This is a genomic window from Leptolyngbya sp. 7M (genome assembly GCF_018128485.1).
In genome coordinates this window covers 6,848,272-6,868,579 of the sequence record NZ_CP070897.1, presented here as the reverse complement: position 1 = coordinate 6,868,579, position 20,308 = coordinate 6,848,272, and the positions used below count along the sequence as shown (strand labels likewise).

General features: G+C 54.0%; 24 protein-coding genes and 1 pseudogene. 13 read left to right on the top strand and 12 right to left on the bottom strand.

Features of this window, described 5'->3' with window-relative positions:
* Positions 1-102 precede the first annotated feature (102 nt).
* Together JVX88_RS37205 and JVX88_RS37200 are read right to left on the bottom strand one after the other, a co-directional pair.
* Complete coding sequence (locus tag JVX88_RS37205) at positions 103-1,050, bottom strand: dynamin family protein (protein WP_211624301.1); 948 nt, start codon at positions 1,048-1,050, stop codon at positions 103-105.
* Between the two features lie 144 nt (positions 1,051-1,194).
* Positions 1,195-1,566 carry a hypothetical protein gene (locus tag JVX88_RS37200; RefSeq protein ID WP_211624299.1) on the bottom strand — a complete coding sequence of 124 codons (372 nt, stop codon included), beginning with the start codon at positions 1,564-1,566 and terminating at the stop codon, positions 1,195-1,197.
* Between the two features lie 51 nt (positions 1,567-1,617).
* Here JVX88_RS37200 and JVX88_RS37195 point away from each other — a divergent pair, with 51 nt between their 5' ends.
* Positions 1,618-2,496: a peroxiredoxin family protein gene (locus JVX88_RS37195; RefSeq protein ID WP_211624297.1), complete on the top strand. Its 879-nt coding sequence runs from the start codon at positions 1,618-1,620 to the stop codon at positions 2,494-2,496.
* Here the strand turns inward: JVX88_RS37195 and JVX88_RS37190 are convergent.
* Both JVX88_RS37190 and JVX88_RS37185 read right to left on the bottom strand, forming a co-directional pair.
* Positions 2,475-3,437 (bottom strand): putative bifunctional diguanylate cyclase/phosphodiesterase, encoded by a 963-nt coding sequence (locus JVX88_RS37190; protein WP_211624295.1) that lies wholly within the window; start codon positions 3,435-3,437, stop codon positions 2,475-2,477. The genes JVX88_RS37195 and JVX88_RS37190 overlap by 22 nt on opposite strands.
* Positions 3,392-4,324: an IS110 family transposase gene (locus JVX88_RS37185; RefSeq protein WP_211624293.1), complete on the bottom strand. Its 933-nt coding sequence runs from the start codon at positions 4,322-4,324 to the stop codon at positions 3,392-3,394. Before JVX88_RS37185 ends, JVX88_RS37190 begins: the two co-directional genes overlap by 46 nt.
* Before the next feature lie 21 nt (positions 4,325-4,345).
* Between JVX88_RS37185 and JVX88_RS37180 the strand changes: the two genes are divergently transcribed.
* Complete coding sequence (locus JVX88_RS37180; protein WP_211624291.1) at positions 4,346-5,449, top strand: PDZ domain-containing protein; 1,104 nt, start codon at positions 4,346-4,348, stop codon at positions 5,447-5,449.
* Between the two features lie 72 nt (positions 5,450-5,521).
* Here JVX88_RS37180 and JVX88_RS44870 read toward each other — a convergent pair.
* Positions 5,522-5,758: pseudogene (locus tag JVX88_RS44870) on the bottom strand (condensation domain-containing protein); the annotation flags it as partial.
* A 236-nt stretch (positions 5,759-5,994) separates the two neighbouring features.
* Positions 5,995-6,306 carry a Mo-dependent nitrogenase C-terminal domain-containing protein gene (locus JVX88_RS37175; protein WP_211624289.1) on the bottom strand — a complete coding sequence of 104 codons (312 nt, stop codon included), beginning with the start codon at positions 6,304-6,306 and terminating at the stop codon, positions 5,995-5,997.
* 271 nt (positions 6,307-6,577) lie between these two features.
* Between JVX88_RS37175 and JVX88_RS37170 the strand changes: the two genes are divergently transcribed.
* On the top strand, positions 6,578-7,612 hold the full coding sequence (locus JVX88_RS37170; RefSeq protein ID WP_410503751.1) for a hypothetical protein: 1,035 nt from the start codon (positions 6,578-6,580) through the stop codon (positions 7,610-7,612).
* A gap of 412 nt (positions 7,613-8,024) precedes the next feature.
* Here JVX88_RS37170 and JVX88_RS37165 read toward each other — a convergent pair whose 3' ends face one another.
* From JVX88_RS37165 to JVX88_RS37150, 4 genes are all read right to left on the bottom strand, one after another.
* Entirely contained in the window at positions 8,025-8,639 is a 615-nt protein-coding gene (locus JVX88_RS37165) for a hypothetical protein (RefSeq protein WP_211624287.1), read from the bottom strand.
* A gap of 181 nt (positions 8,640-8,820) precedes the next feature.
* The gene (locus tag JVX88_RS37160) at positions 8,821-9,267 is read right to left on the bottom strand and encodes a type II toxin-antitoxin system VapC family toxin (protein WP_211624285.1); all 447 of its coding nucleotides are present in this window, start codon (positions 9,265-9,267) and stop codon (positions 8,821-8,823) included.
* Positions 9,264-9,500 carry a DUF2281 domain-containing protein gene (locus JVX88_RS37155; RefSeq protein WP_051925204.1) on the bottom strand — a complete coding sequence of 79 codons (237 nt, stop codon included), beginning with the start codon at positions 9,498-9,500 and terminating at the stop codon, positions 9,264-9,266. Before JVX88_RS37155 ends, JVX88_RS37160 begins: the two co-directional genes overlap by 4 nt.
* Positions 9,501-9,597: 97 nt before the next feature.
* Complete coding sequence (locus tag JVX88_RS37150; protein WP_211629126.1) at positions 9,598-9,735, bottom strand: hypothetical protein; 138 nt, start codon at positions 9,733-9,735, stop codon at positions 9,598-9,600.
* 982 nt (positions 9,736-10,717) lie between these two features.
* On the opposite strand from JVX88_RS37150, the gene JVX88_RS37145 reads away from it, so the two are divergent.
* The 7 genes from JVX88_RS37145 to JVX88_RS37115 all read left to right on the top strand — a co-directional run bounded on the left by JVX88_RS37145 (position 10,718) and on the right by JVX88_RS37115 (position 15,910).
* Positions 10,718-11,518, top strand: coding sequence for a uridine diphosphate-N-acetylglucosamine-binding protein YvcK (locus tag JVX88_RS37145; protein ID WP_225931310.1), 801 nt, complete (start codon positions 10,718-10,720; stop codon positions 11,516-11,518).
* A 38-nt stretch (positions 11,519-11,556) separates the two neighbouring features.
* Positions 11,557-11,835 (top strand): NTP transferase domain-containing protein, encoded by a 279-nt coding sequence (locus JVX88_RS42865; RefSeq protein ID WP_211624281.1) that lies wholly within the window; start codon positions 11,557-11,559, stop codon positions 11,833-11,835.
* On the top strand, positions 11,726-12,520 hold the full coding sequence (locus JVX88_RS37135; protein WP_211624271.1) for an efflux RND transporter periplasmic adaptor subunit: 795 nt from the start codon (positions 11,726-11,728) through the stop codon (positions 12,518-12,520). Before JVX88_RS42865 ends, JVX88_RS37135 begins: the two co-directional genes overlap by 110 nt.
* A gap of 8 nt (positions 12,521-12,528) precedes the next feature.
* The gene (locus JVX88_RS37130) at positions 12,529-13,014 is read left to right on the top strand and encodes an ABC transporter permease (protein ID WP_211624269.1); all 486 of its coding nucleotides are present in this window, start codon (positions 12,529-12,531) and stop codon (positions 13,012-13,014) included.
* Positions 13,015-13,150: 136 nt separating this feature from the next.
* Complete coding sequence (locus JVX88_RS37125) at positions 13,151-13,585, top strand: winged helix-turn-helix domain-containing protein (protein ID WP_211624267.1); 435 nt, start codon at positions 13,151-13,153, stop codon at positions 13,583-13,585.
* Between the two features lie 280 nt (positions 13,586-13,865).
* Positions 13,866-14,915 (top strand): beta-ketoacyl synthase N-terminal-like domain-containing protein, encoded by a 1,050-nt coding sequence (locus tag JVX88_RS37120; RefSeq protein ID WP_211624265.1) that lies wholly within the window; start codon positions 13,866-13,868, stop codon positions 14,913-14,915.
* Complete coding sequence (locus JVX88_RS37115; protein WP_317134691.1) at positions 14,912-15,910, top strand: amidohydrolase; 999 nt, start codon at positions 14,912-14,914, stop codon at positions 15,908-15,910. The genes JVX88_RS37120 and JVX88_RS37115 overlap by 4 nt, the downstream gene beginning before the upstream one ends.
* Positions 15,911-15,935: 25 nt before the next feature.
* On the opposite strand, the gene JVX88_RS37110 is transcribed toward JVX88_RS37115, so the two are convergent.
* Positions 15,936-16,385, bottom strand: a complete 450-nt coding sequence (locus JVX88_RS37110) for a LysR family transcriptional regulator (RefSeq protein WP_211624261.1) — start codon at positions 16,383-16,385, stop codon at positions 15,936-15,938.
* A gap of 148 nt (positions 16,386-16,533) precedes the next feature.
* Between JVX88_RS37110 and JVX88_RS37105 the strand changes: the two genes are divergently transcribed.
* Positions 16,534-17,031 carry a redox protein gene (locus JVX88_RS37105; protein ID WP_211624259.1) on the top strand — a complete coding sequence of 166 codons (498 nt, stop codon included), beginning with the start codon at positions 16,534-16,536 and terminating at the stop codon, positions 17,029-17,031.
* A 448-nt stretch (positions 17,032-17,479) separates the two neighbouring features.
* Here JVX88_RS37105 and JVX88_RS37100 read toward each other — a convergent pair whose 3' ends face one another.
* Positions 17,480-18,040, bottom strand: a complete 561-nt coding sequence (locus JVX88_RS37100) for a dihydrofolate reductase family protein (RefSeq protein WP_211629074.1) — start codon at positions 18,038-18,040, stop codon at positions 17,480-17,482.
* A gap of 447 nt (positions 18,041-18,487) precedes the next feature.
* On the opposite strand from JVX88_RS37100, the gene JVX88_RS37095 reads away from it, so the two are divergent.
* Together JVX88_RS37095 and JVX88_RS37090 are read left to right on the top strand one after the other, a co-directional pair.
* Positions 18,488-19,102, top strand: a complete 615-nt coding sequence (locus tag JVX88_RS37095) for a pentapeptide repeat-containing protein (RefSeq protein WP_211624257.1) — start codon at positions 18,488-18,490, stop codon at positions 19,100-19,102.
* On the top strand, positions 19,032-20,150 hold the full coding sequence (locus JVX88_RS37090) for an efflux RND transporter permease subunit (RefSeq protein ID WP_211624255.1): 1,119 nt from the start codon (positions 19,032-19,034) through the stop codon (positions 20,148-20,150). Before JVX88_RS37095 ends, JVX88_RS37090 begins: the two co-directional genes overlap by 71 nt.
* Positions 20,151-20,308: the final 158 nt, after the last annotated feature.

The window sequence follows — 20,308 nt, the reverse complement described above, 5'->3', positions numbered from 1 at the left end:
CCAAATCCAAAATTGGACTCAGGAAAATGGAGCTTCTTATATAAGCTGAGCAGACACTCTCATAAATGTCAAGAAATGTAAACAAACATCTCTGATTTTTTATCAATTTGTGTCAGATAGGCAGTTTCGTTCGCAGGTGATCCTGATTTTCTGGTAAAAACGCTTATGTAACGTTTTGCGTTCAGCCAGCAGCAAGACGGGGAGTGGAGCTACAAGACCCTGCGATTTTTGTGCTGAATTTGGCTGCTGGGAGCAACTTGGCTGCTGAAAGTAACTTGGCTGCTGAAAGTAACTAAGACATTTGATCCTGTAGCTTTCGCCGCTGGCCACCATTTGCTTGATATAGTTTCGCACCGGCTCAAAGCCGCTATTTTCTTGGTCGCCTTGCAGTTCTTGTTCTACTGAGGTGGCAAACACAATTGGCGATTTGATTTGCTTTTGGTTAGCGTATCCCTTGACCCGCTCAATATTAGTTTGCAGATCGGCAGGTTTGAGCAGATCGGCCTGTTGCAAGATAAACACAACCTTCTTGCGCCACTCGGCACTGACGAAATCGAGAAAATCCCAGGCGCTTTTTTGATAGGGGTTTTTGGCAAACAGGACAAAAAAAGTGAGGTCGCTGTTGGGAATGTATTTCTCAGTGATGATCTGGTGCTCGGCCACAATTGTATTGGTTCCGGGTGTATCCACGATGGAAATATCCTTGAGGATCTCAATCGGCAAACCAACTTTGCGCAGATTCGGCTCGATCTGTGTAACGTAGCGATTGTCAGAGTAGACAATTTGCTGAATCGAGTCGGTGCAGGGTTCGATGTCGGTAGCGCATACCTCTGCCTCTAGCAAGGCATTCACAAAGCTGCTCTTCCCAGCCTTAACTTCTCCGACCACCACAAACAGGAATGGCTCAGCAATATTCCGCCTCAGCCCTGCCACGGTTTCTTGCAGCTTGGCATTGTTGATCGCAGTCGCCAGACGCTGGATACTGTGCAAAAGTTCGTTCAAATTCCAGCGGTAGTCCTGGAGCGCCTGATCCAAAATCGGACTGCTCATTGATTTTTCCTCACTTTTCTCCTCGCATTTTCCCAGGGTGTTCTGCCCCTTATACCCGCTGTTATCTAAGATAGTACGAATACCTGCTTCGAGACAGGTGGTTAGCCGTACCGTATCCCACCAATCAGTAGCACAAATCCTGCATTATTCCTCAATGCCCAAAACCTGTTCCACTGTCAACTTAAACTCAGGCACGATTCCAGAAGGAATACGATTGCTTCCTCGAACGACCGTATCTTCATACGCACCGTCTACCCATTGACAAAGGGTGATTTGACGTTCTTCCGGATCCCGCAACCCAACGTCTCGCAGCATCTTCAAGTCCTGCGCCGCGAGCAGATCGTCGATTCCTACGAGGATGGCAATCTGCGCTGCTACTACCTTACCCAACCCAGGTTCGTTGAGCTCGTGCTCAAGACCGTTGAGCAGGAATCGGAAATCATCACACGATCCGCGCAGTCGGTGTGCCGGGAGCGGAGCCGCACCAAGGCGTGCTGCGAGAGTTGATGCGCTCATGCCTGCGGATCGAAGCCATGCAACAGCAGTCATCCAACAAGGAGTCCAATCATGAAACTCGCTTTCCATCTTGTGACCGCGGGTGTCCTTGCGGGCGCGGTCGTTGCCGGTCTTCCCGCCGCTGCGGCACAAGAGAACGAACCGCCCGCCTGTTGTCAACAACAGGCATCTGATCCTGCCGCGGGAGACAAGCCCGCCAGCGGTTCTCCGATGTGCCCCATGATGCAAGGCGGCCAGATGGGCCCCGAGAAGATGAAGGAGATGATGCCGCAGATGATGAAGATGATGCGCCAGATGGGCATGACGCCCCAGATCATGGAGCGGATGCAAGTGTTGGTGCGCACGCCCATCTTCCTCGATGCGCCGTGCCCGATCTTCGCGCAAGCCGAGAAACTCGGCCTCAGCGAAGAGCAGAAGAAGAAACTCGGCGAAATCGAGAACGAGGCGCGCCAGAAAGCACGCGCGGTCCTGACCCCCGAACAACTCGCCAAGCTCGGCGATGTCCCCGACAAGCCGGTGACCATGATGGAAACGTGCCCGATGATGAAGATGATGATGGGATCATCGCCCGCGCCGCAAGGCAGTCAGGCGCAATCCGGCTGCGCACAGCCAGCGACACCCACCGACGTGGAGCCGCAAGGCGCCCAACGCACTGGCATCACAAAGGACTTCGAGCACTCCTCCCCGCTCGTCGGCGAGAAGGCTCCGGATTTCACCCTCGTCACGACCGAGGGCAAGACCATTTCGCTGACCGCACTCCTCCAGCGCGGCCCGGTCGTGCTGGAGTTCGGCAACTACACCTGCCCGACCGCCCGGAAAGAAAAATTACAGCTCTTGGATCTGGCTTGGAACGTACAGCGGTTGCTGTGGGCAGATGATAGGGTCAACGAACCGCGAATGTCTTGTATTTATCCTGAGCTGCACAAATGAAATTCGTCTGATGGTAATACGTCGCATCGCTGTTTCAACAGCTCCGTGGCAGAATTAGCTGGAATAGCCGGAGAAAATAGATAGCCCTGCACATATTCACAGCCCAATTGCCGGAGGCGAGCCAGTTGGGATTGATGTTCTACCCCTTCAGCAATCACCTTCATGTTCAAACTATGGGCCAGCACCACAATCGATTCGGTAATTTTGAGGCTTTCATCGTTATCGCAGAGATCTTTGACAAAGGAGCGATCCACCTTGAGGTGATTCACTGGAAAGCGGTGCAAATAGCTTAATGAAGAATAGCCAGTACCGAAATCATCGAGGCTGAGCTTGATACCAGTAGCGCTGAGCTGCTTTAACCGATCGCCGGCCACTTCAGTATTCGTGATCAGGGAGCTTTCGGTGACTTCTAGCTTCAGGTGATGGGGTTCTAGCCCTGTTTCTACCAGGATCTGGGTAATGCGGTCAGTAATATCGGGCTGAAGCAACTCGCGCCCGGATAGGTTAACGCTCATGTATCGCAAGCCGCTATTGGGAAACTCGGCCTTCCAGCGCTGCATTTGGTGGCAAGCTTCCCAAAGAATCCAGCGGCCCAGAGGAATAATCAGTCCAGTTTCTTCAGCAATTGGGATAAATTCGGCAGGCGCGATCATGCCTCTGGTGGGGTGATGCCAACGCAGCAGTGCCTCAAAACCGATAATTTCATGGGTGGCGGTGGCTAGAATCGGCTGATAGTAAAGCTGTAGCTCTTGTCGTTCGATTGCCAGCCGCAGATCGGTTTCCAGATGCAGCCGTTGCACCACCTGTGCATGCATCACAGTGTCAAATACCGAGTAGCGCGATTTGCCTTCGGCTTTAGCCCGATACATCGCAATATCGGCATTGCGGAGAAAATCTACGGCTGTTTGATCAGAAAAATCAAACTGCTCAGGCGCAGCCATGAGTGGTCCGCCATGCCGGTGATGGTCGTCGGGTCCTGGCCGTCGCACAGGCGCACCAGCATGCGGTGCAACCCGGCAATCTGCGGGGTGTTGCCACCCCCGTTCTTGCCACGCTTCGTCGTCGCTCCGTCGTCGCCATCGGGCGGGCCGCTCAGCTCTCGCAGGACAGCCTCTATGGCCTCATCGCATTCCCGGATCTGCGCCTTGTAGAAGTCCCAGCCAGCCAAGGCCTGGCGCAACGCAAACAGATGCTGCAGCTTCCATGTGCCTCGCAAGGACTCCACGACACGATCCGCCTTGCGCTTGGAGATCTGGCGGTCGCACAGCTCCAACAGCTTGGTCGGGTCACGCTCGCCGGCAACGATCGCGCGCAGCACCCGCAGTCCACTGGCGCCGGTCACGTCGCTGATCACCGTATGGAACTTGATGTTCATCCGCTCCAGCGCCTTTTGCATGTGCAGGGCGTGAGCCGTGCCGGAGCGGATATGGTCCTCGCGCAGCCTTAGGTAGTCCTGTAGTCGCCGAATACCCTCGGGCGGCACAAAGCCGGACCGCAACAAGCCGTGCGCATGCAATGTGGCCAGCCACTGACAGTCGGCCATGTCCGTCTTTCGTCCCGGCAAGTTGCGAACGTGCCGGCCGTTGACCACGAACACCTTGAACCCAGCCTGCTGCAGCGCCTCGTACAGATACATCCAGTAGACGCCGGTGGCCTCCATCGCCACCGAAGCCACGCCTTGCTCGGTCAGATAACCGACAAGCTCCGCGACATCGCGCGTCATCGTGCCGAAAACCCGGGGCGCATCCCCGCCAACCGACACGTGCAAACGCTCAGCCCCGACATCGATTCCCGTTGCCTTGGGGTCAATCAGCGGCAAACCCTTCATGACGCAATCCTCCTTCAGACCTTGGCCCGAAGTGGCGCGCTCGACGAGCACTTGAAGGGGTCAAACCTACCCGGCGGGAAGCCATGCTCACCAAACAAGCCTTGTGCAGATCGCCGAAACCAGTCTCTCCCACGGGCAGCACACGACTTCGAACTCGTCACCACGCCAGAGGGCTCCGCCTACCGCATCGCCAGAATCCACCAGGGCGCACCCTGGGACGCCGACGCCAGAGGTCCGCTCAGCCAGCACGGCGTCAACGTCAGCGTCGGCGACTTCATCCTCGCCGTCAACGGCGAGCCCATCGACACCACCCGCGATCCATGGGCCGCCTTCATCGGCACCGCAGGCCGCGTCACCTCCATCACCGTCAGCACCAAACCCGTCATGGACGGCACGCAGAGAGACGTCCTCGTCAGGCCGGTCTCGAGCGAGGTCAACCTCAGGTACCGCGCATGGATCGAGGCCAACCGCGCCCACGTCGACAAGGCCTCCAACGGCCAGATCGGCTACATCTACGTCCCCAACACCGGCGTCGACGGACAGAGCGACCTCTTCCGGCAGTTCTACGGCCAGCGCCACAAGGCCGCCCTCATCATCGACGACCGATGGAACGGCGGCGGGCAGATCCCCACCCGTTTCATCGAACTCCTCAACCGGCCCAGAACCAACTACTGGGCCCAGCGAGGCGACGCCGTCTGGCCCTGGCCACCCGACTCCCACCAGGGACCAAAGGCCATGCTCATCAACGGCCTGGCAGGATCGGGCGGCGACATGTTCCCCTGGCTCTTCAGATTCAACAACCTCGGTCCGCTCATCGGCACACGAACCTGGGGCGGTCTCGTCGGCATCTCAGGAAACCCAGGCTTCGTCGACGGCGGCAACATCACCGTCCCCACCTTCGGCTTCTTCAAAACCGACGGCAACTGGGGCGTCGAGGGACATGGCGTCGACCCCGACATCGAGGTCATCGACGACCCCGCCCTCATGACGGGAGGCCGGGACCCGCAGCTCGACAAGGCCATCGAGGTCCTCCTCGCCGAGATCCAGAAAAACCCCTACACCCCGCCCGCAAGGCCCGCAAGCCCAGATCGTCGAGGCATCGGCATCCCGCCCGAGCAGCGCTGATCCGCCAACCATGCCCCGACCACGCCCGTGCCCTACGGGGATGGCGCCAGCAGCCTTCCCCTGCACTAGTTGCCCATCCACTAAGTCAAACTGAGTTCGGAGAGTTTCATGCCGTTGAACAATGGTTTGAATGCTCTGCTGTAGCGGCCAGCGCTGTAGCATTCCAGTTAACCGGAATACAAGAGGAATCACGTATAGCGATGCTTCAGGAAACAGTTGTTCGATAAACCACAACCGCTGTTGAGCAAACGAGGCCGGAAAGACATAAACATCTTCTGTCCACTTCGAATTCGGTTTATCTAAAACCATTTACACCTGCATTGATTCAACTTCACTCTGTTGTAAAGCGAAAAGCAGCTCAGTAGCTATGCTTCAGGATAGATATTTAGCTGAATCAGTGTATTGATTTGTTGCGTTTTTCTACACAGCTTTATACTTGAGAAGGTTTTGTTACCACTCTTAAAAGATCAGTAATGATTGTGCTTTGATTAGGGTTGCAGATCCGGTGTAGATTTTTTGTGAAGTTCTAGGCTGTATGATCGAGCTTAGCAACCCTCCTGCTCTCTATGTCCATCAAACTGCCCACAAACATCGGCCAAATAGCAAAGCGCTCGAAATCGCAATCCTACAACTTCATCATAGAGGGGATTCAGTTTGCATAGGGGCGGAATTCGCACAATAGTATGACCCCTGAATTGCAGATTGCGTTCAAATGGACACTGGGCTGGAACGACTCGACAAATCAACTGAGCAATGTCAGCATTACCAATCTCAAGTTGGTTCAGCCATTGGCGAAGCGGCTGCAATAAATCAAAGGCTTGACGGCTAGCTGGTGTAACACGGGTTGGTAAAAACATAGTGTTTCAAACTTCATGATTGAGTGGTTATATCAATAGGTTAACCATAATCCAGAAGAATTGAAATGCACAAATTATATAAATTTTAGTTATTAAACATAATTTTCTCTTAAGTGCTGGAGTTTGCGATTAGTCAATTGCGTATTGGCCTCAGTGCGTATTGGCCTCAGATAATCGGGTGAATGACGCTAACCACAGCAATAATCAACAATTGATCACAAAGTACCTCGGCATAATTAAAAACCAGCTGGTACCTTCGTTGATTTTGCAGTTGGAAGATTATGTAGCCGGGACAGCCTTTGACCCCTACTTGTCTGCTGCCCTGCTGCCTACCGAGAGCCTGAGTTGGGAACAGCGGCAGTTTGTGCTAGAGCATTTTTTTGACGCCCACCACCGCACCTTGATTGATCCCCATCCCCGCTATGCCGAACTGTATAGCCAACGTCAGGAAAAAGGAGAAGCCTGGTGTCTGAACCACTGGCAACCGCAAGATTACAGTGACCTGATGGCATGGCACAACTTGGCCTGGATCGATCCGCTGTTCTGGGACGATCCTGAGATTGGCGAGTGGTTAGAGCGGGGACGAGGCTTTACCCTCAGCGATCGGCAGCGCATCTACTCGAAACAGCGGGAAATTATCAGCCGGATCATTCCTCAACACCGGCAGATGCAGGAGACTGGGCAAATCGAAGTCACTACCACGCCCTACACCCATCCAATTTTGCCGCTGCTGGCTGATACCAATACCGGGCGCATTGCCGTACCGCAGATGAAACTGCCCGAACTGCGCTTTCAATGGCCTGAAGATATTCCTCGCCACCTGATTAAAGCCAAGCAGGTGTATCGCGAACGGTTTGGCTGCGAACCGCGAGGACTGTGGCCCTCGGAACAGTCAGTCAGTCCGGCAATTTTACCGGATGTAGCGGCTGCCGGATTTGAGTGGCTCTGTTCGGACGAAGCGGTACTGGGCTGGACAATCGATCAGTTTTTCCACCGCGATGCTGCCGGAACCGTGCAGGAACCAGAGTTGCTCTATCGGCCCTATCGCCTGGAAACGCCCCAGGGTAATCTGTCGATTGTGTTTCGCGATCACCGCCTGTCGGATCTGATTGGCTTTAGCTATAGCGCGATGGAACCACGCCGCGCCGCCATCGATTTAGTCGGCCAGCTAGAAGCGATTGCTCGCACGCTCAAATCTCGTCAGTCTGATTTTTCTGACTATAAGTCAGTACCAAGCGGTACGGCCCTGGAGCATCCCTGGCTGGTGACAATTGCCCTGGATGGCGAAAAGCGAGGAGTTCGCTGAGGATATGCCGCACCCGCTCCCCCACCTTGAGGACGCGGACCGATTGCTGCTCGGGAGTGAATTGCTGGCGTGCCATCTTGAAAAGTTGAGTCAAATGTGTATATCTGTGTCATCACGATGGTTGAAGCTTCCATAGCTTCACCTTCCTGGGCTCGGATGTTCCAGCATCCGGGCCCAAATTGTATTGGAGGCCGGCGTTCCAGCGCCGACCTCCTCACTAGTTACTTCCGACCCAACTTAACTAGCTGAATCATCAGCCCGACGAGTGCAACCAGAACGGTTGCGATCCCGACGACTAGAATCACGACAGTTTGAATTTCCATATGCTTACCTCCTTCCTGTCGCAAACCGCGACAAGAGGGAGCTTAAGCGAATCAATGTCTTCAGCGCATTATTTTTCTTCAATCAGATTTCACAGCGTCCGTTCACGCTCCTCGACCTCGAACACTTCGAGCATATCGCCCGCCTTGATGTCGTTGGTGTCGGCCAGCACCACGCCGCATTCGAGGCCCGCGCGGACTTCGTCCACGTCGTCCTTGAAGCGCCGCAGCGAGTGGATGGTGGTCGCCGAAACGATGACATCCTCCCGAGTGAGGCGCGCGTGGAAGCCCTTGCGGATGACGCCTTCGAGCACCAGCAGGCCCGCCGCCTTGTCCTTCTTGCCCGCGGGGAACACCTGCTTGACCTCGGCCCGGCCCATGACGTGCTCGATCCGCTCGGGCCCAAGCTCGCCCGCCATCTCCTTGGCGATCTCCTCGGTCAGGTGATAGATGACGTCGTAGTACATCATCCGCACCTTCTCGCGTTCGACCAGCTGGCGCGCCTTGGGATTGGGGCGCACGTTGAAGCCGATGATCGGCGCGTTGGACGCCGAGGCCAGCGTCACGTCGCTCTCGGTAATCGCTCCCACCCCCGCGTGCAGCACGCGAACCTTGATCTCGTCGTTCGAGAGGTTGTGGAGCGCGGTCACGATCGCCTCGACCGAACCCTGCACATCTGCCTTCACCACCACCGGGAACTCGATCACCCTCGGCGCTGAGGGTAATCAGGAAGGGTAGCTTTTGCTGAATCGTGGCGATCGCCTGTTTGATTTCTTGCAGCTCAGCGTCGGTGAGGGTGGTGTTGATGTCTGTGTAAGGCATAGTCAGAGTTTCCGAATCGTTTGTCTGTAGAGTTCCCTCAAGACAGCGATTCACAACGCCGTTTTTCTATGTCTTACCTTCGTCTGCCTTTCTCCAAACGGGCGGCATGATTACTGGAATCACCTGGTTAGTGTCCTTGCGGTAAATCTGAAAGTCGCTATCAAGTGTAAGAATGGCACTGCCTCTGTACTGCTCCGCCATTCGCACCAAGCAGGCATCTGCTAGCGACATTGGAACGGAACGGTAGCGGGTTAGGAATCTTTCTAGCGCAGCAACTTCTTCATCTAAGCGGAAAGAAATTTGAACTGCTCCTCGTTGAACCAGTTCTAGGACAACTTCCTGTCCTCTATATACATCTCGCATCAGAAAACAGGCTTCTGTAATCACTGACTCGCAGGTGAGCAAAGGCGGTTTAATGTTTGCCCATTCCGCTTTTGCCCATTCATGATAATGATCTTGTTGCTTCAGCAAAGCTACGAGAGGACCTGTATCAAGTAAAACGGATTGCCTCATTCCTCGCCAAAGCCTTCCATGTATTTCTTATTTGTGGATAGATCCGATGGACCTCCCTCCAGGCAGCCAACGAGGTCACCTGCCAACTCTAGAGCCGATAGCTGCTGTTTGGGTTCTGGCTGAGACTCTCGCCGCTTACTTCTGAGGAACTTTGCGAAGTCCAAAACTTCTTGTTGTTCGGTTGAAGAGAGCGTCTGTAAAGTTTCCAGGATCTGCTGTTGAATCGGTTGCATAAGGGTCCTGCCTGATTTTCTTCATTGCTTTAACTACTCTAAGTCTTCTCTAAGTCTTCAGTGAGGCTTGCTGCCCTTACAGACTTAATCCAAGCGCTCAATACGCCCCTTCTCCCGACAGCACCACCCACACCGTGCGCAGCAGAATGTATACATCCAGCCAAACCGACCAGTTGCGGACACCGAGCCAATCCCGTTTAAGGTGAATGAATTCTCGACTCAAACCCTCTGGCATGAGTTGCCCTATATGTTGGTAGAAGCTCTGGAAAGACGCTACCTCAACCGGATGAATCCACTAGCGTGGCAACTCGCTCCCGCGGCCTCCGAGTGGACTCAACCTGTGTTGCGAATGGTGACGCAAATTGGCAATAGTCAAGTTCCACCAACGCAAATTATGCCCTATGTTCTGACAGCCTGCCACGAACCAGGCCATGCGGTTGTGATGGTCCTTCAGGGTGACGGAACGACCCATCGTTTATACCTGGGCACTCGACGCATACTGGGATACGCAGCTCGCTCCACTAGAGACTACTTGGAGTTGCAAACCAGTGCATTTAGAACCTATTTCCCTGGGCTTGATCTGAGTGAGCCTTGGACACTCGATCACACCAACCTTACTCAACTCGATCATCTGATGCAAAGGGCGTCATCCCTGCTGGCCATCACGGGTATTCCTCTAGTTCGTACCGATTACCTGTCTAACTGGCAAAGCTTAGATCAAATCACCGCGGCCCTGGGTACACAACCCTATGCCCTGATGATAGTGGCAGAGCCAGTCTTAGCTGAAGAAATAGACAGCATGCTCGACCGAGCACGCCAGCTTAAGAGCGAAGTTCACAGTTATGCGCGTCTAACGTTAACTCACTCAAAAGCAGAAGGAGACAGTGAAAGTATTACAGTCCGTACATCAGAGGGGCCGGAATTACCCAGCTTACTGTACGGATTAGCAACCTTCTGCCAAGCCGCTGGTATTTTTGGCTTACCGCAAGCTAGTGCGCTGGGGCAGGGACTGTTTAGTATGGGGATGGGAATATCCTATGCAAATGCTTCCAAGACCGGTTCACGAACTACAGGCACAAACACATCTCTAAGCGAAGGCATGAATGTAGAATTGATTAACGACTACGCAATTGCCTGTGAGACGTTGTTGGATAAACATATTGAACGACTATCGGTCGGGCGTGGAGGCAGTTTTTGGAAAACGGCTGTATACGTAATTGCCGAGAAAGCTCTTGTCCCGGCTCTTCCAATATCGGTTCAAGGGCGAAGGCGACCTCGGCGGACATTCGTTCGGCAATCTTTTCCTCGCCGCTTTGGCCGGGATTACGGGCGACTTCTCAGAAGCAGTACGTCTTTCATCAGAGATACTTGCAAGTAAGGGCCATATTTATCCAGCAAGCGTTTCCGACGTACGGCTTTGTGCCAGATTAACTGATGGTGCTGAGGTTGCCGGCGAGACATCGGTAACTAAGGTCGGCCCAAAGATCGAAAAGCTTTTCCTTGATCCGCTCGATCCGCTTCCGCATCCCGAAGCGCTCAAAGCGATCGGCGAGGCAGATCTGATCACTCTCGGACCGGGATCCCTGTTCACCAGCCTGATCCCGCCGCTTTTGGTGCCAGAGTTATTGGAAGCAGTATCGTCATCGGATGCAGCTAAGGTCTTTATTTGTAACCTGATGACGCAGCCAGGAGAGACCGATCATCTTACCGCGAAGGCACATCTCGACGTTCTTTCAGGATATTTTCCAAACCTCCGATTTGGCGCGATCGTAGTGAACAATGCTCCGATATCTGCCCAACAGGCAGAGAAATATCGACGGGAAGGCGCCGAGCAGATAGGTATTCATGGATCAATCCAGGAAGCCAAGGTCGGCGATACTGAGCTGTTTCTGGCCGACCTGCTCGCGGAAGGCGACCTTGTTCGTCACGACCCTCTTCGTCTCGCAGAAGCAGTTCTCGCATTAGGGGAAAGATATCGATCGCCAAACACAGAAATGACATCTCCCAAAGCATACTGATTCGATATATCACCGCCTCTTATGGCAAAATCTTTCTTATGGATGAGATCACAGCCGAGCATAAGCCGCTAGACGTTCTGGTACTTGCCGCTGGGCTAGGCACGCGGATGCGGTCGAATCTGGCAAAGGTGTTGCATCTGCTTGATGGAAAACCGCTTATAGCTCACGTGTGCCGAACAGCCGCTGGTCTCGCACCTCGAAAAATTTATGTGGTCATCGGGCACCAAGGTGCTGAGGTACGGGCCGCCGTGCTCTACAGTTCAACAACTTCAGGCCACGCTTCAAGAAGCGCAGCGCAACCTCGACTACTGGCGTAGCGGTAGCCGTCCTGAAGACATTGCCGCCGCCGAAGCTGACCTGAGAGAAGCAGAAGGCAACTTAAAAGCTGTAGAGGTGCAAAAGCAGGACACATTCCTCTATGCGCCATTCGACGGGATTGTCACTCAAAAATTTGCTGATGAGGGAGCCTTTGTGACGCCAACCACGTCGGCCTCAGAAGTTACCTCTGCTACGTCTACCGCGATTGTAGCGATTGCCCGAGGGCTAGAAATTTTGGCCGAAGTGCCCGAAGTCGATATTTACCAGTTGCGGGTAGGGCAGCCGGTTGAAATTAGAGCCGACTCCTTTCCAAGCCAGACTTTTCGGGGCCGGGTACGGCTGATTGCCCCAGAAGCGGTCGTGAAGCAAAATGTGACCTCTTTCCAGGTGCGGATTGGTTTAGAAACCGGCCAGGACAAGCTCTTATCTGGCATGAACACAGACGTCACCTTCTTGGGGGATGAACTGGCGAATGCGGTAGTGGTGCCGACTGTAGCGATTGTCACCAAGGATGGTGAAACTGGTGTGCTAGTGCCCGATAGCGAAAACCAACCCGAATTTCGGCCCGTGACGCTCGGTACAGCCGTGAATAATCAAACTCAAATCTTAGAAGGTTTGGAGCCTGGAGAGCGAGTTTTTACTGATATTCCTAAAGGCTCTGAGTGGGGCAAACCGCAAGAGTAACTTGAACTATGAATATTGTTGAAAGCACCAAAATGGCAGTAAAAACTCTAACTGCCAACAAATTACGAAGTGCGCTGACCATGTTGGGGATCATCATTGGTAATGCGTCTGTGATTACGATGGTGGGAGTGGGTCAGGGTGCACAGCGCTATGCTTCGGAACAATTTGAGTCGCTTGGGCCAAATGTCCTGTTTATCATTCCAGGCAGCGAAGAAGCGCAAAACCGGACCTTAGATGTACCGCGGACTCTAACGTTAGAAGATGCCAAAGCCATTTCTGCCCAGGTGCCAACCGTGCGTCATCTGGGACCTCGCGTCAGTTGCGCCAATCCCGGCTCGGCGCACACACTGAGCCATGTAATCTCGGAGATGGCAAGGGGTTTCGGCGCACATCCGCGCGAATCTTCGGTAACCGAGTTCCGCAGATCCGGAGAGCGGTGGACGACGCGAGTGGATCACGCATCGCGAGTCGGTGACGCCAGCCCGATCGCGTGAATGGGCCGGAGTAGCTGCAGATGGACCTTGCCTTCCTCGCCTGTTGATGGTCCTATCCGTTGCGTGTCGGCACCGTCGCCGGCCACGCGTTGCCGCGGCACTCTGCCACGATCGCCATCAACGGAAAGGAAGTCCTATGACTGGGAAGAAGTCAGGAAGTGGAAAGAGCAAGAAGGTTGACGCCAACTCCAAAGCCGCACCGGTGGCGGGCACCGAGAGGGCCCGGAAGGCCGCGATCGCCGAGATCCAGCAGCGATTGCAGGGCAAGCCGAGCGCCGCGAGGAGTGCGAACAAGAACACGGGGAAGCCACCAAAGGCCAGCAAGGCAATCAAGCCCAAACGCCCGGGTGCTCTGGACGCCGCGGCACAGATCATCGCCGATGCCAACAAACCGATGACGGCGAAGGAGTTGATCGAGCAGATGGCCGCCAGAGGCCTGTGGAAGAGCCCGAGCGGCAAGACCCCCGAGGCAACGCTGTACGCCGCCATCATCCGCGAGATCGCGGCCAAAGGGTCCAAGGCTCGGTTCAGGAAATACGCCCGAGGGTTGTTTGAGACGTCAGAGCCATGAGATAGTCTCGTGCGCATGACCAAGGAGCAGGAACGTCAGATCCGAGGTCCAAGGTCCATGTGCCCACGATCGCGACTGGCTTTGATATCTCGGGCGATCTTTTCGCTGGGCCGAACAGGTTCAGGGAGCGAGACCCAGTCGGACCACCCCGGCCCAGACTCGCGCGAGACGCACGGGTTGAGAAACACCAATCATCACGAATGGGCATGCCGTGCATCGAATCGTCGGATCCACCGGTGCCACATCGTTACTAGCGTGCGGTCATGGCACATCTGCGAAGATGCCAGAAGAGTTATCGCAAGGGCCGTTAGAAGAGTCGATAGACTCCCGTGCTCAGGTACATCAGCAGCTCAAGCGCGTTCCTATTGCCATTGTTGGTATGGGTGCCATCTTCCCCAAAGCCAGAACGCTTCAAGAGTACTGGACCAACATTTTGCAGAAGGTAGACTGCATTACAGATGTGCCGGCCTCCCGCTGGAATATTGATGATTTCTATGATCCTGACCCTAGTGCGCTAGATAAAACCTATTGTCGCAAAGGTGGATTCATTCCAGATATCAAATTTAATCCACTAGAGTTCGGTCTGCCACCTAATCTGCTAGAGATTACTGATATTTCGCAACTGTTGGGTCTGGTTGTAGCCAAGGAAACGCTGGAGGATGCTGGCTATAGTGTTGGTCGTGAGTTCAACCGCGAGCGCACTGGCGTAATTCTGGGAACGGCTTTGGCCCGGCAGCTAGCCTTTCCACTTTCCACTCGTTTGGAATATCCAGTCTGGGAGAAAGTTTTACGCAAAAGCGGGTTGTCAGAAATTGACACCCAAAAAATTATTGAAAAACTGAAGCTAGCCTATATTGGCTGGAGCGAGAATTCCTTTCCAGGTGCCCTTGCTAATGTGGTCGCTGGGCGGATTGCCAATCGATTTAACCTGGGAGGTACCAATTGCGTGGTAGATGCAGCCTGTGCCAGTTCCTTTGGTGCCCTGAAAATGGCCATCAGTGAACTGACGGAATACCGGGCTGATATGATGCTCACGGGCGGCGTAGACACCGATAATACTAGCCTTGCATATCTATGTTTCAGCAAAACGCCAGCCCTTTCTCGCCAGCAGCGGATTGCTCCCTTCAGTGCTGATGCCGACGGCATGATGCTGGGAGAAGGAGTTGGAATGATTTTGCTGAAGCGGTTAGAAGATGCCGAGCGGGATCACGACCGTATCTATGCAGTAATTCGCGGCATTGGTGCGTCGAGTGACGGTCGCAGTAAAAGCATCTATGCACCTCGTGCGGCTGGGCAAATCAAGGCTCTGCAACGCGCCTACCCGTTATAGCCGACCTGGCAGGAGCCGGTAACGATGTTCGGATGCTGGCGATTCGCACTGATATGGATGCCCTGCCGATTCAAGAACGCTCAGGATTGGATTTTGCTTCTCAGCAGCCTGGTATTATGCATGCCTGCGGTCATGATGTGCATACGACGGTTGGGTTGGGAACCGCGATGGTGTTATCTCAGTTGGGAGAAGCCTTGCCAGGAACCGTGCGTTTTTTGTTTCAGCCCGCAGAAGAAACGGCCCAAGGCGCAAGCTGGATGATTCGGGATGGGGCCATGACCAACGTCAGTGCCGTATTTGGCGTGCATGTGTTTCCAACGATTCCAGGTGGGTCGATCGGCATTCGCTATGGCGCGTTAACAGCGGCTGCCGATGACCTGGAGCTAATCATTACCGGCGAATCGGGACATGGAGCGCGTCCCCATGAAGCGATTGACGCCATTTGGATTGGAGCACAGGTGATCACTACGCTACAACAGGCAATTAGCCGTACCCATAACCCACTACGCCCGGTTGTGCTGACGATTGGTCAGATTCAAGGCGGGCGAGCACCCAATGTAATTGCAGACCAAGTGCGGATGCTGGGCACCGTGCGTTCGCTCCATCCTGAAACCAGTGCCGCTTTGCCAGCCTGGATCGAAGGCATCGTCGCAAATGTTTGCCAAACCTATGGTGCGAAGTATGTCATGAACTATCGTCGAGGAGTGCCGTCGGTGCAAAACGATCCGGTCCTGACTCAAATCACCGAAGCCGCCGCCGAAGAAGCCTGGGGCAGCGAGCGGGTCGAAATTCTGCTAGAACCTTCGTTGGGAGCTGAAGACTTTTCCCTTTATCTAGAGCATGCACCTGGCACCATGTTTCGGCTGGGTGTGGCCTTTCCTGACCAACCCAATTACCCGCTGCACCATCCCCAATTCCATGTCAACGAAGCTGCGATTGTGACTGGAGTGGTGACGATGGCCTATTCGGCCTACAAATACTGGTTCCATCGTTAGGCAGATCCGTCTTGACAGTCAGGTTCTATAGGCTGGGAATACCACCCAGATCAACCCGGCCTTCGCGCAACGCCTGCTCCACCCCAATCGGGTCATCTTCCGTAATTGCCACATCAATCGCCGGAAAGCGCTGACAAAAGCGAGCAATCAGAGGCGGCAGCAGATGAGTCGCGGCACTGCGAAACGAGGCCACCCGCACTCGTCCACCCTGCAAGCCTTTGGCGATATTGATCTCGTAGTCGATATTTTCTCGGGCTTCTAGCATGATACGAGCGTGATGCAGTACCCGTTCTCCTACTAGGGTCGGATGCGCTCCAAAGCGGCCCCTAGTCAGCAGCGAGACACCCAGCTCCTCTTCCAGAGCGGCAATGGCACGACTCACCGCCGATTGAGAAATATCCAGCTTCAAGGCAGCTGTGGAAAAACTGCCGCACTCTACTACCATCCGTAAAATTTGCAGATGCTCAATGTTCATTTGATAGATCCATCCGGTTTTTGCATAGATGTGAGTCGGTATGGATTTTGATCCTGGCAAGTTGCTGCCGTTAGCCTAAAGAGACAGTGATTAAGTTTTGCAAAATTTTACGAACCAAACTGTCTAGTTTTAGACAACCGTAACCACCATGTTTGAACTGATACCCTACGAAAAATTCCGCGATACGCCCAACGTCCGCTTCTTCGACATCACAATCTCCGATTCTAACGCCCGCGATCTAGTCTTCCACGATGGTCCTGCCATTAGCCCCAACAACAGTCCAGAAGGTTACTGGCAGTTCTATTTGCATCCCAACCAGGAAGACAATTTGCTGGCCCTTTCTGGCGGACGCACGTTCTATCTGGTTAATTTTTCCTGGGAAACCCCGTTTCATATCGTGCGCTTAGAAGCCAACGGCGATATCTTACGTATTCCTCCCGGCACGTTTCATCGGTCGGTGTCCGATCCAAATGGCTCGCTGGTGCTCAATCAAGCCGTGCGCACAGCCAAAGCTACCGTAGAAAGCGAATTCCGCGTTTACAACAGCTTGAAAATTCCGCGTTTATTCCATGTCACCTCCCAAGCTGCTCCACCCCCGCGCCTGCATGGCATTCAGGAATCGCCACCGCCAAGAGGATGGCGATGAAACTCCGGAGCTGGGCACTTCGAAGGGGCATACTCACGGGGAGTATATCGACCGCCGAGTTCCCTGTCAAGAGCCCTGGATACTGCCGATTCCGGTGGGCCATCCGATAATGCGGCGGCGACTCGAACTCGAATGGCCACCGGACGATTCGGCTCTGGGGGTTTCAAGAGCACTGAGCAGCAGAGCCAGTTCTGCCGGAGTCGACCCCCGAGAGCAAGCGACACTACAGAGTGTCTCGGCCTGTCTCTCCACGACGAGTCATGTTGACCTCATTCAAAACGCCTGCCGGGTGGCGAGATCCTGGTCATGTGTCTCTGGGTCTCTAAAGCGCACGCTGTCAGACCACCCCTTGCCCTCTATTCGATTCGCCCCCGGGTCGCAAGACTCGGGGGCTATCGTTTGTGATCCCCAGCGCCGGCGTGCGTCATCCGTGCGTCACCGCGGTCAGCTACCGGGCATCGATTCGAACGTCGTACCGCAGCTCGACCATCTCGGGGCCCAGACGACTGACCTGAGTCAAACGCAGCGCAGGGCTCAGGAGCCTCCGCGGCAGAAGCGGCCTTCCCTGCCCCAGCGTGACCGAACCGACCTGGACGATCAGTTCGTCGAGCAAGCCTGAGTCGGCGAACTGGCCAGCAAGGTCGCCGCCCCCCACAATCCAAAGGTTCCGTTCCCCGGCTGTCTGTCGCATAGCGGGAAACGCCGCACGCACGTCACCGCTCACAAAGAAGATCTTGGCCCCTGGAACGATCGGCTGTGGACGAGAGGAAAAGACCCACGCGGGGCATGTGTACGGCCATGCCGATCCTGTCTGTGCGGCGACTTGCTCCGCGTTGTTCAGGAGCCAGCGATAGGTCGTTGAGCCCATCGCGATCGAACCGACCTTGGCGATGAAGTCGGCGTAGCTCGAGTTGGATACTTCGCCGAGGCTGAAGAGCCACTCGAGAGAGTCATCCTCGGTCGCGATGAAGCCATCGAGGCTCGCGGCGGTGTAGTACTGAGTCTTCATGTTCATGTTACTGACTTGCAGTCAGAGAAATCGGATAGGTAGTTAAAGCAAACTCGGTCAAAAAGATAGAAGACACTCCGAGGTTGGAGTGTCTTTTGCTATGAACCCTTGCATGAAGTTCATTATATTCTCTAGCCGCCAAAAAACTCTCGAATCGAGTAAAGAAATGTGCTTGCTCCAGAAACAGGTTGGGAATATTAAGGTTAGAGCGCTGATGCAGGATTTGTATGCTAGCTTTGTCCAACTTCACCCTGAAATGGTCATACTTTGCAGGAACAACGCGAAAGGAGGTCCCGGTCTTCGCTTGAACCATTGACACATGGGCAGCAGCAAGGTCTTCTAACGGTCTTCTAACGGTACCTTATAGCTTTGTGCGTTTCCGCACTATAGCAGCAGTACATCAGGAAGGGCACAACTTGCGAGGAATCCGACTGGGAGTAAGCCACGATGGCCGAGCAGGAACATGTAACGCTACTAAAGCAAGGAGTAGCCATCTGGAACGATTGGCGGCAGCAGCATACTCACATTCACCCCAATCTGAGCCAAATCGCGTTGGAACAAATCAGTTTACGGGAAATTTGCCTCAGCGGCGCTAACCTCAAGGAAGCGATCCTCAGTCATACTGATTGCTGCATGGCTAACCTGAGCCGAGCCGATCTGCGTCAGGCCACCCTGAAGGCCACCCTACTCTATACGGCAAACCTGGAAGAAGCGGACCTGCGCGGAGCCAATCTAGTCGAAGCAGACCTGCGAGAAGCGAATTTGCAAGCAGCAGATCTGCGCAAGGCAAATCTTTCCCAGGCATCACTCTGCACGGTTAACCTGAAACACAGCCACTTAAGGGAGACCATCTTAAAGGAAGCCAACCTCAGCTACGCCTCCCTTTGCCATGCGGATGGCTGTCTAGCCGATCTTCAAAATGCCTGGCTAAACCATGCCGATTTGAGGTTTGCCCGCTTTTACACGGCTAATTTGAGTCAGGCTACACTCTATGCCGCCAATCTTTGTCAGGCCGATCTACGAGAAGCCACCTTTAGCCAAGCTAATTTGCGAGCTCAATAATGGCAACAGCAGCTACAGTCTGGCCGCAATTGAGCTACCACCCGGCTCGCCCTTGAGTGAAACCGAGGCAATAATGCAGCAGGTGACGCAGCGGTTACAAAACCATCCAGCCGTCGAGAATGTGTTAGCTACGGCCTATCGGGTCGATTACGCCAATTTATTTATCAATCTCGTGCCCAGAGCGCAGCGCGTTTCTCGCCAACAGTTTGAAGCCGAAATGCGAACTGAGTTTGCCCAAATCCCCGGTGCTAGAGTCAGCTTTCGCAGTCAAGGAGTACGGGGCGACAAGGATCTGTCAATCGTGCTGAAGAGTAATAACGGTGAAGCATTAACCCAGGTGTCCCAAAGGCTAGAGCAGGAAATGCGACAAATCCCAGGACTAGTCGAGGTCACGAGCAGTAATGCTTTGGTGCGTCCCGAACTAGTGATTCGGCCTGATCCGGACCGGGCTGCTGATTTAGGCGTTTCCGTAGCCAGCATTGCCGAGACTACCGCCGTGGCACTACAGGGCGATGCAGCCGCTAATTTGGCCCGGTTTAACCTGCCCGATCGCCAGATTCCCATTCGGGTCAAACTTGCAACCACTGCCCGCACCGATCTCGATCTGCTGAAGCAACTGCAGATCGAAAGCCAACAGGGGACGTTAGTACCGCTCTCAGCCGTTGCTGATATTCGTTTGGGTGGGGGGTTAGCTACCCTTGAGCGGGTGGATCGGTCGCGACAGGTGAGCGTAGAGGCTAATTTAGAGGGATTGGCGCTAGGAGATGCCTTAGATCGGGTCAGAGCCTTGCCTGTATTGAATGCGTTACCGCCAGATGTCGTAGAGCAATCAGGAGGCGATGCGGAAATTATGCAGGAAATCTTTGCTCGCTTTGCCACCGTATTAACGCTCTCGATTCTCTGTATCTATGCCATTCTAGTATTGCTTTATAATCACTTTTTCTATCCGTTTGTGATTCTAGCTGCGATTCCACTTTCAATCGGTGGGGCATTACTAGCGCTGATGATTACCCAAAAAGAGCTGGGATTGTTTGCTTTGATTGTCTAAAAATTTCCTGTCTAAAAATTTCCCAGGAGCCACTGCCACTTCAGTATTCATCTCCGTATATAACCAAATTGCTTGTATAATTTTTTATATTCTAAGTCTAGGTTTTCCGTGTGAGCCAGATATAACCTAAGGTAGATGTCAGTTTGCAGATAAATAGT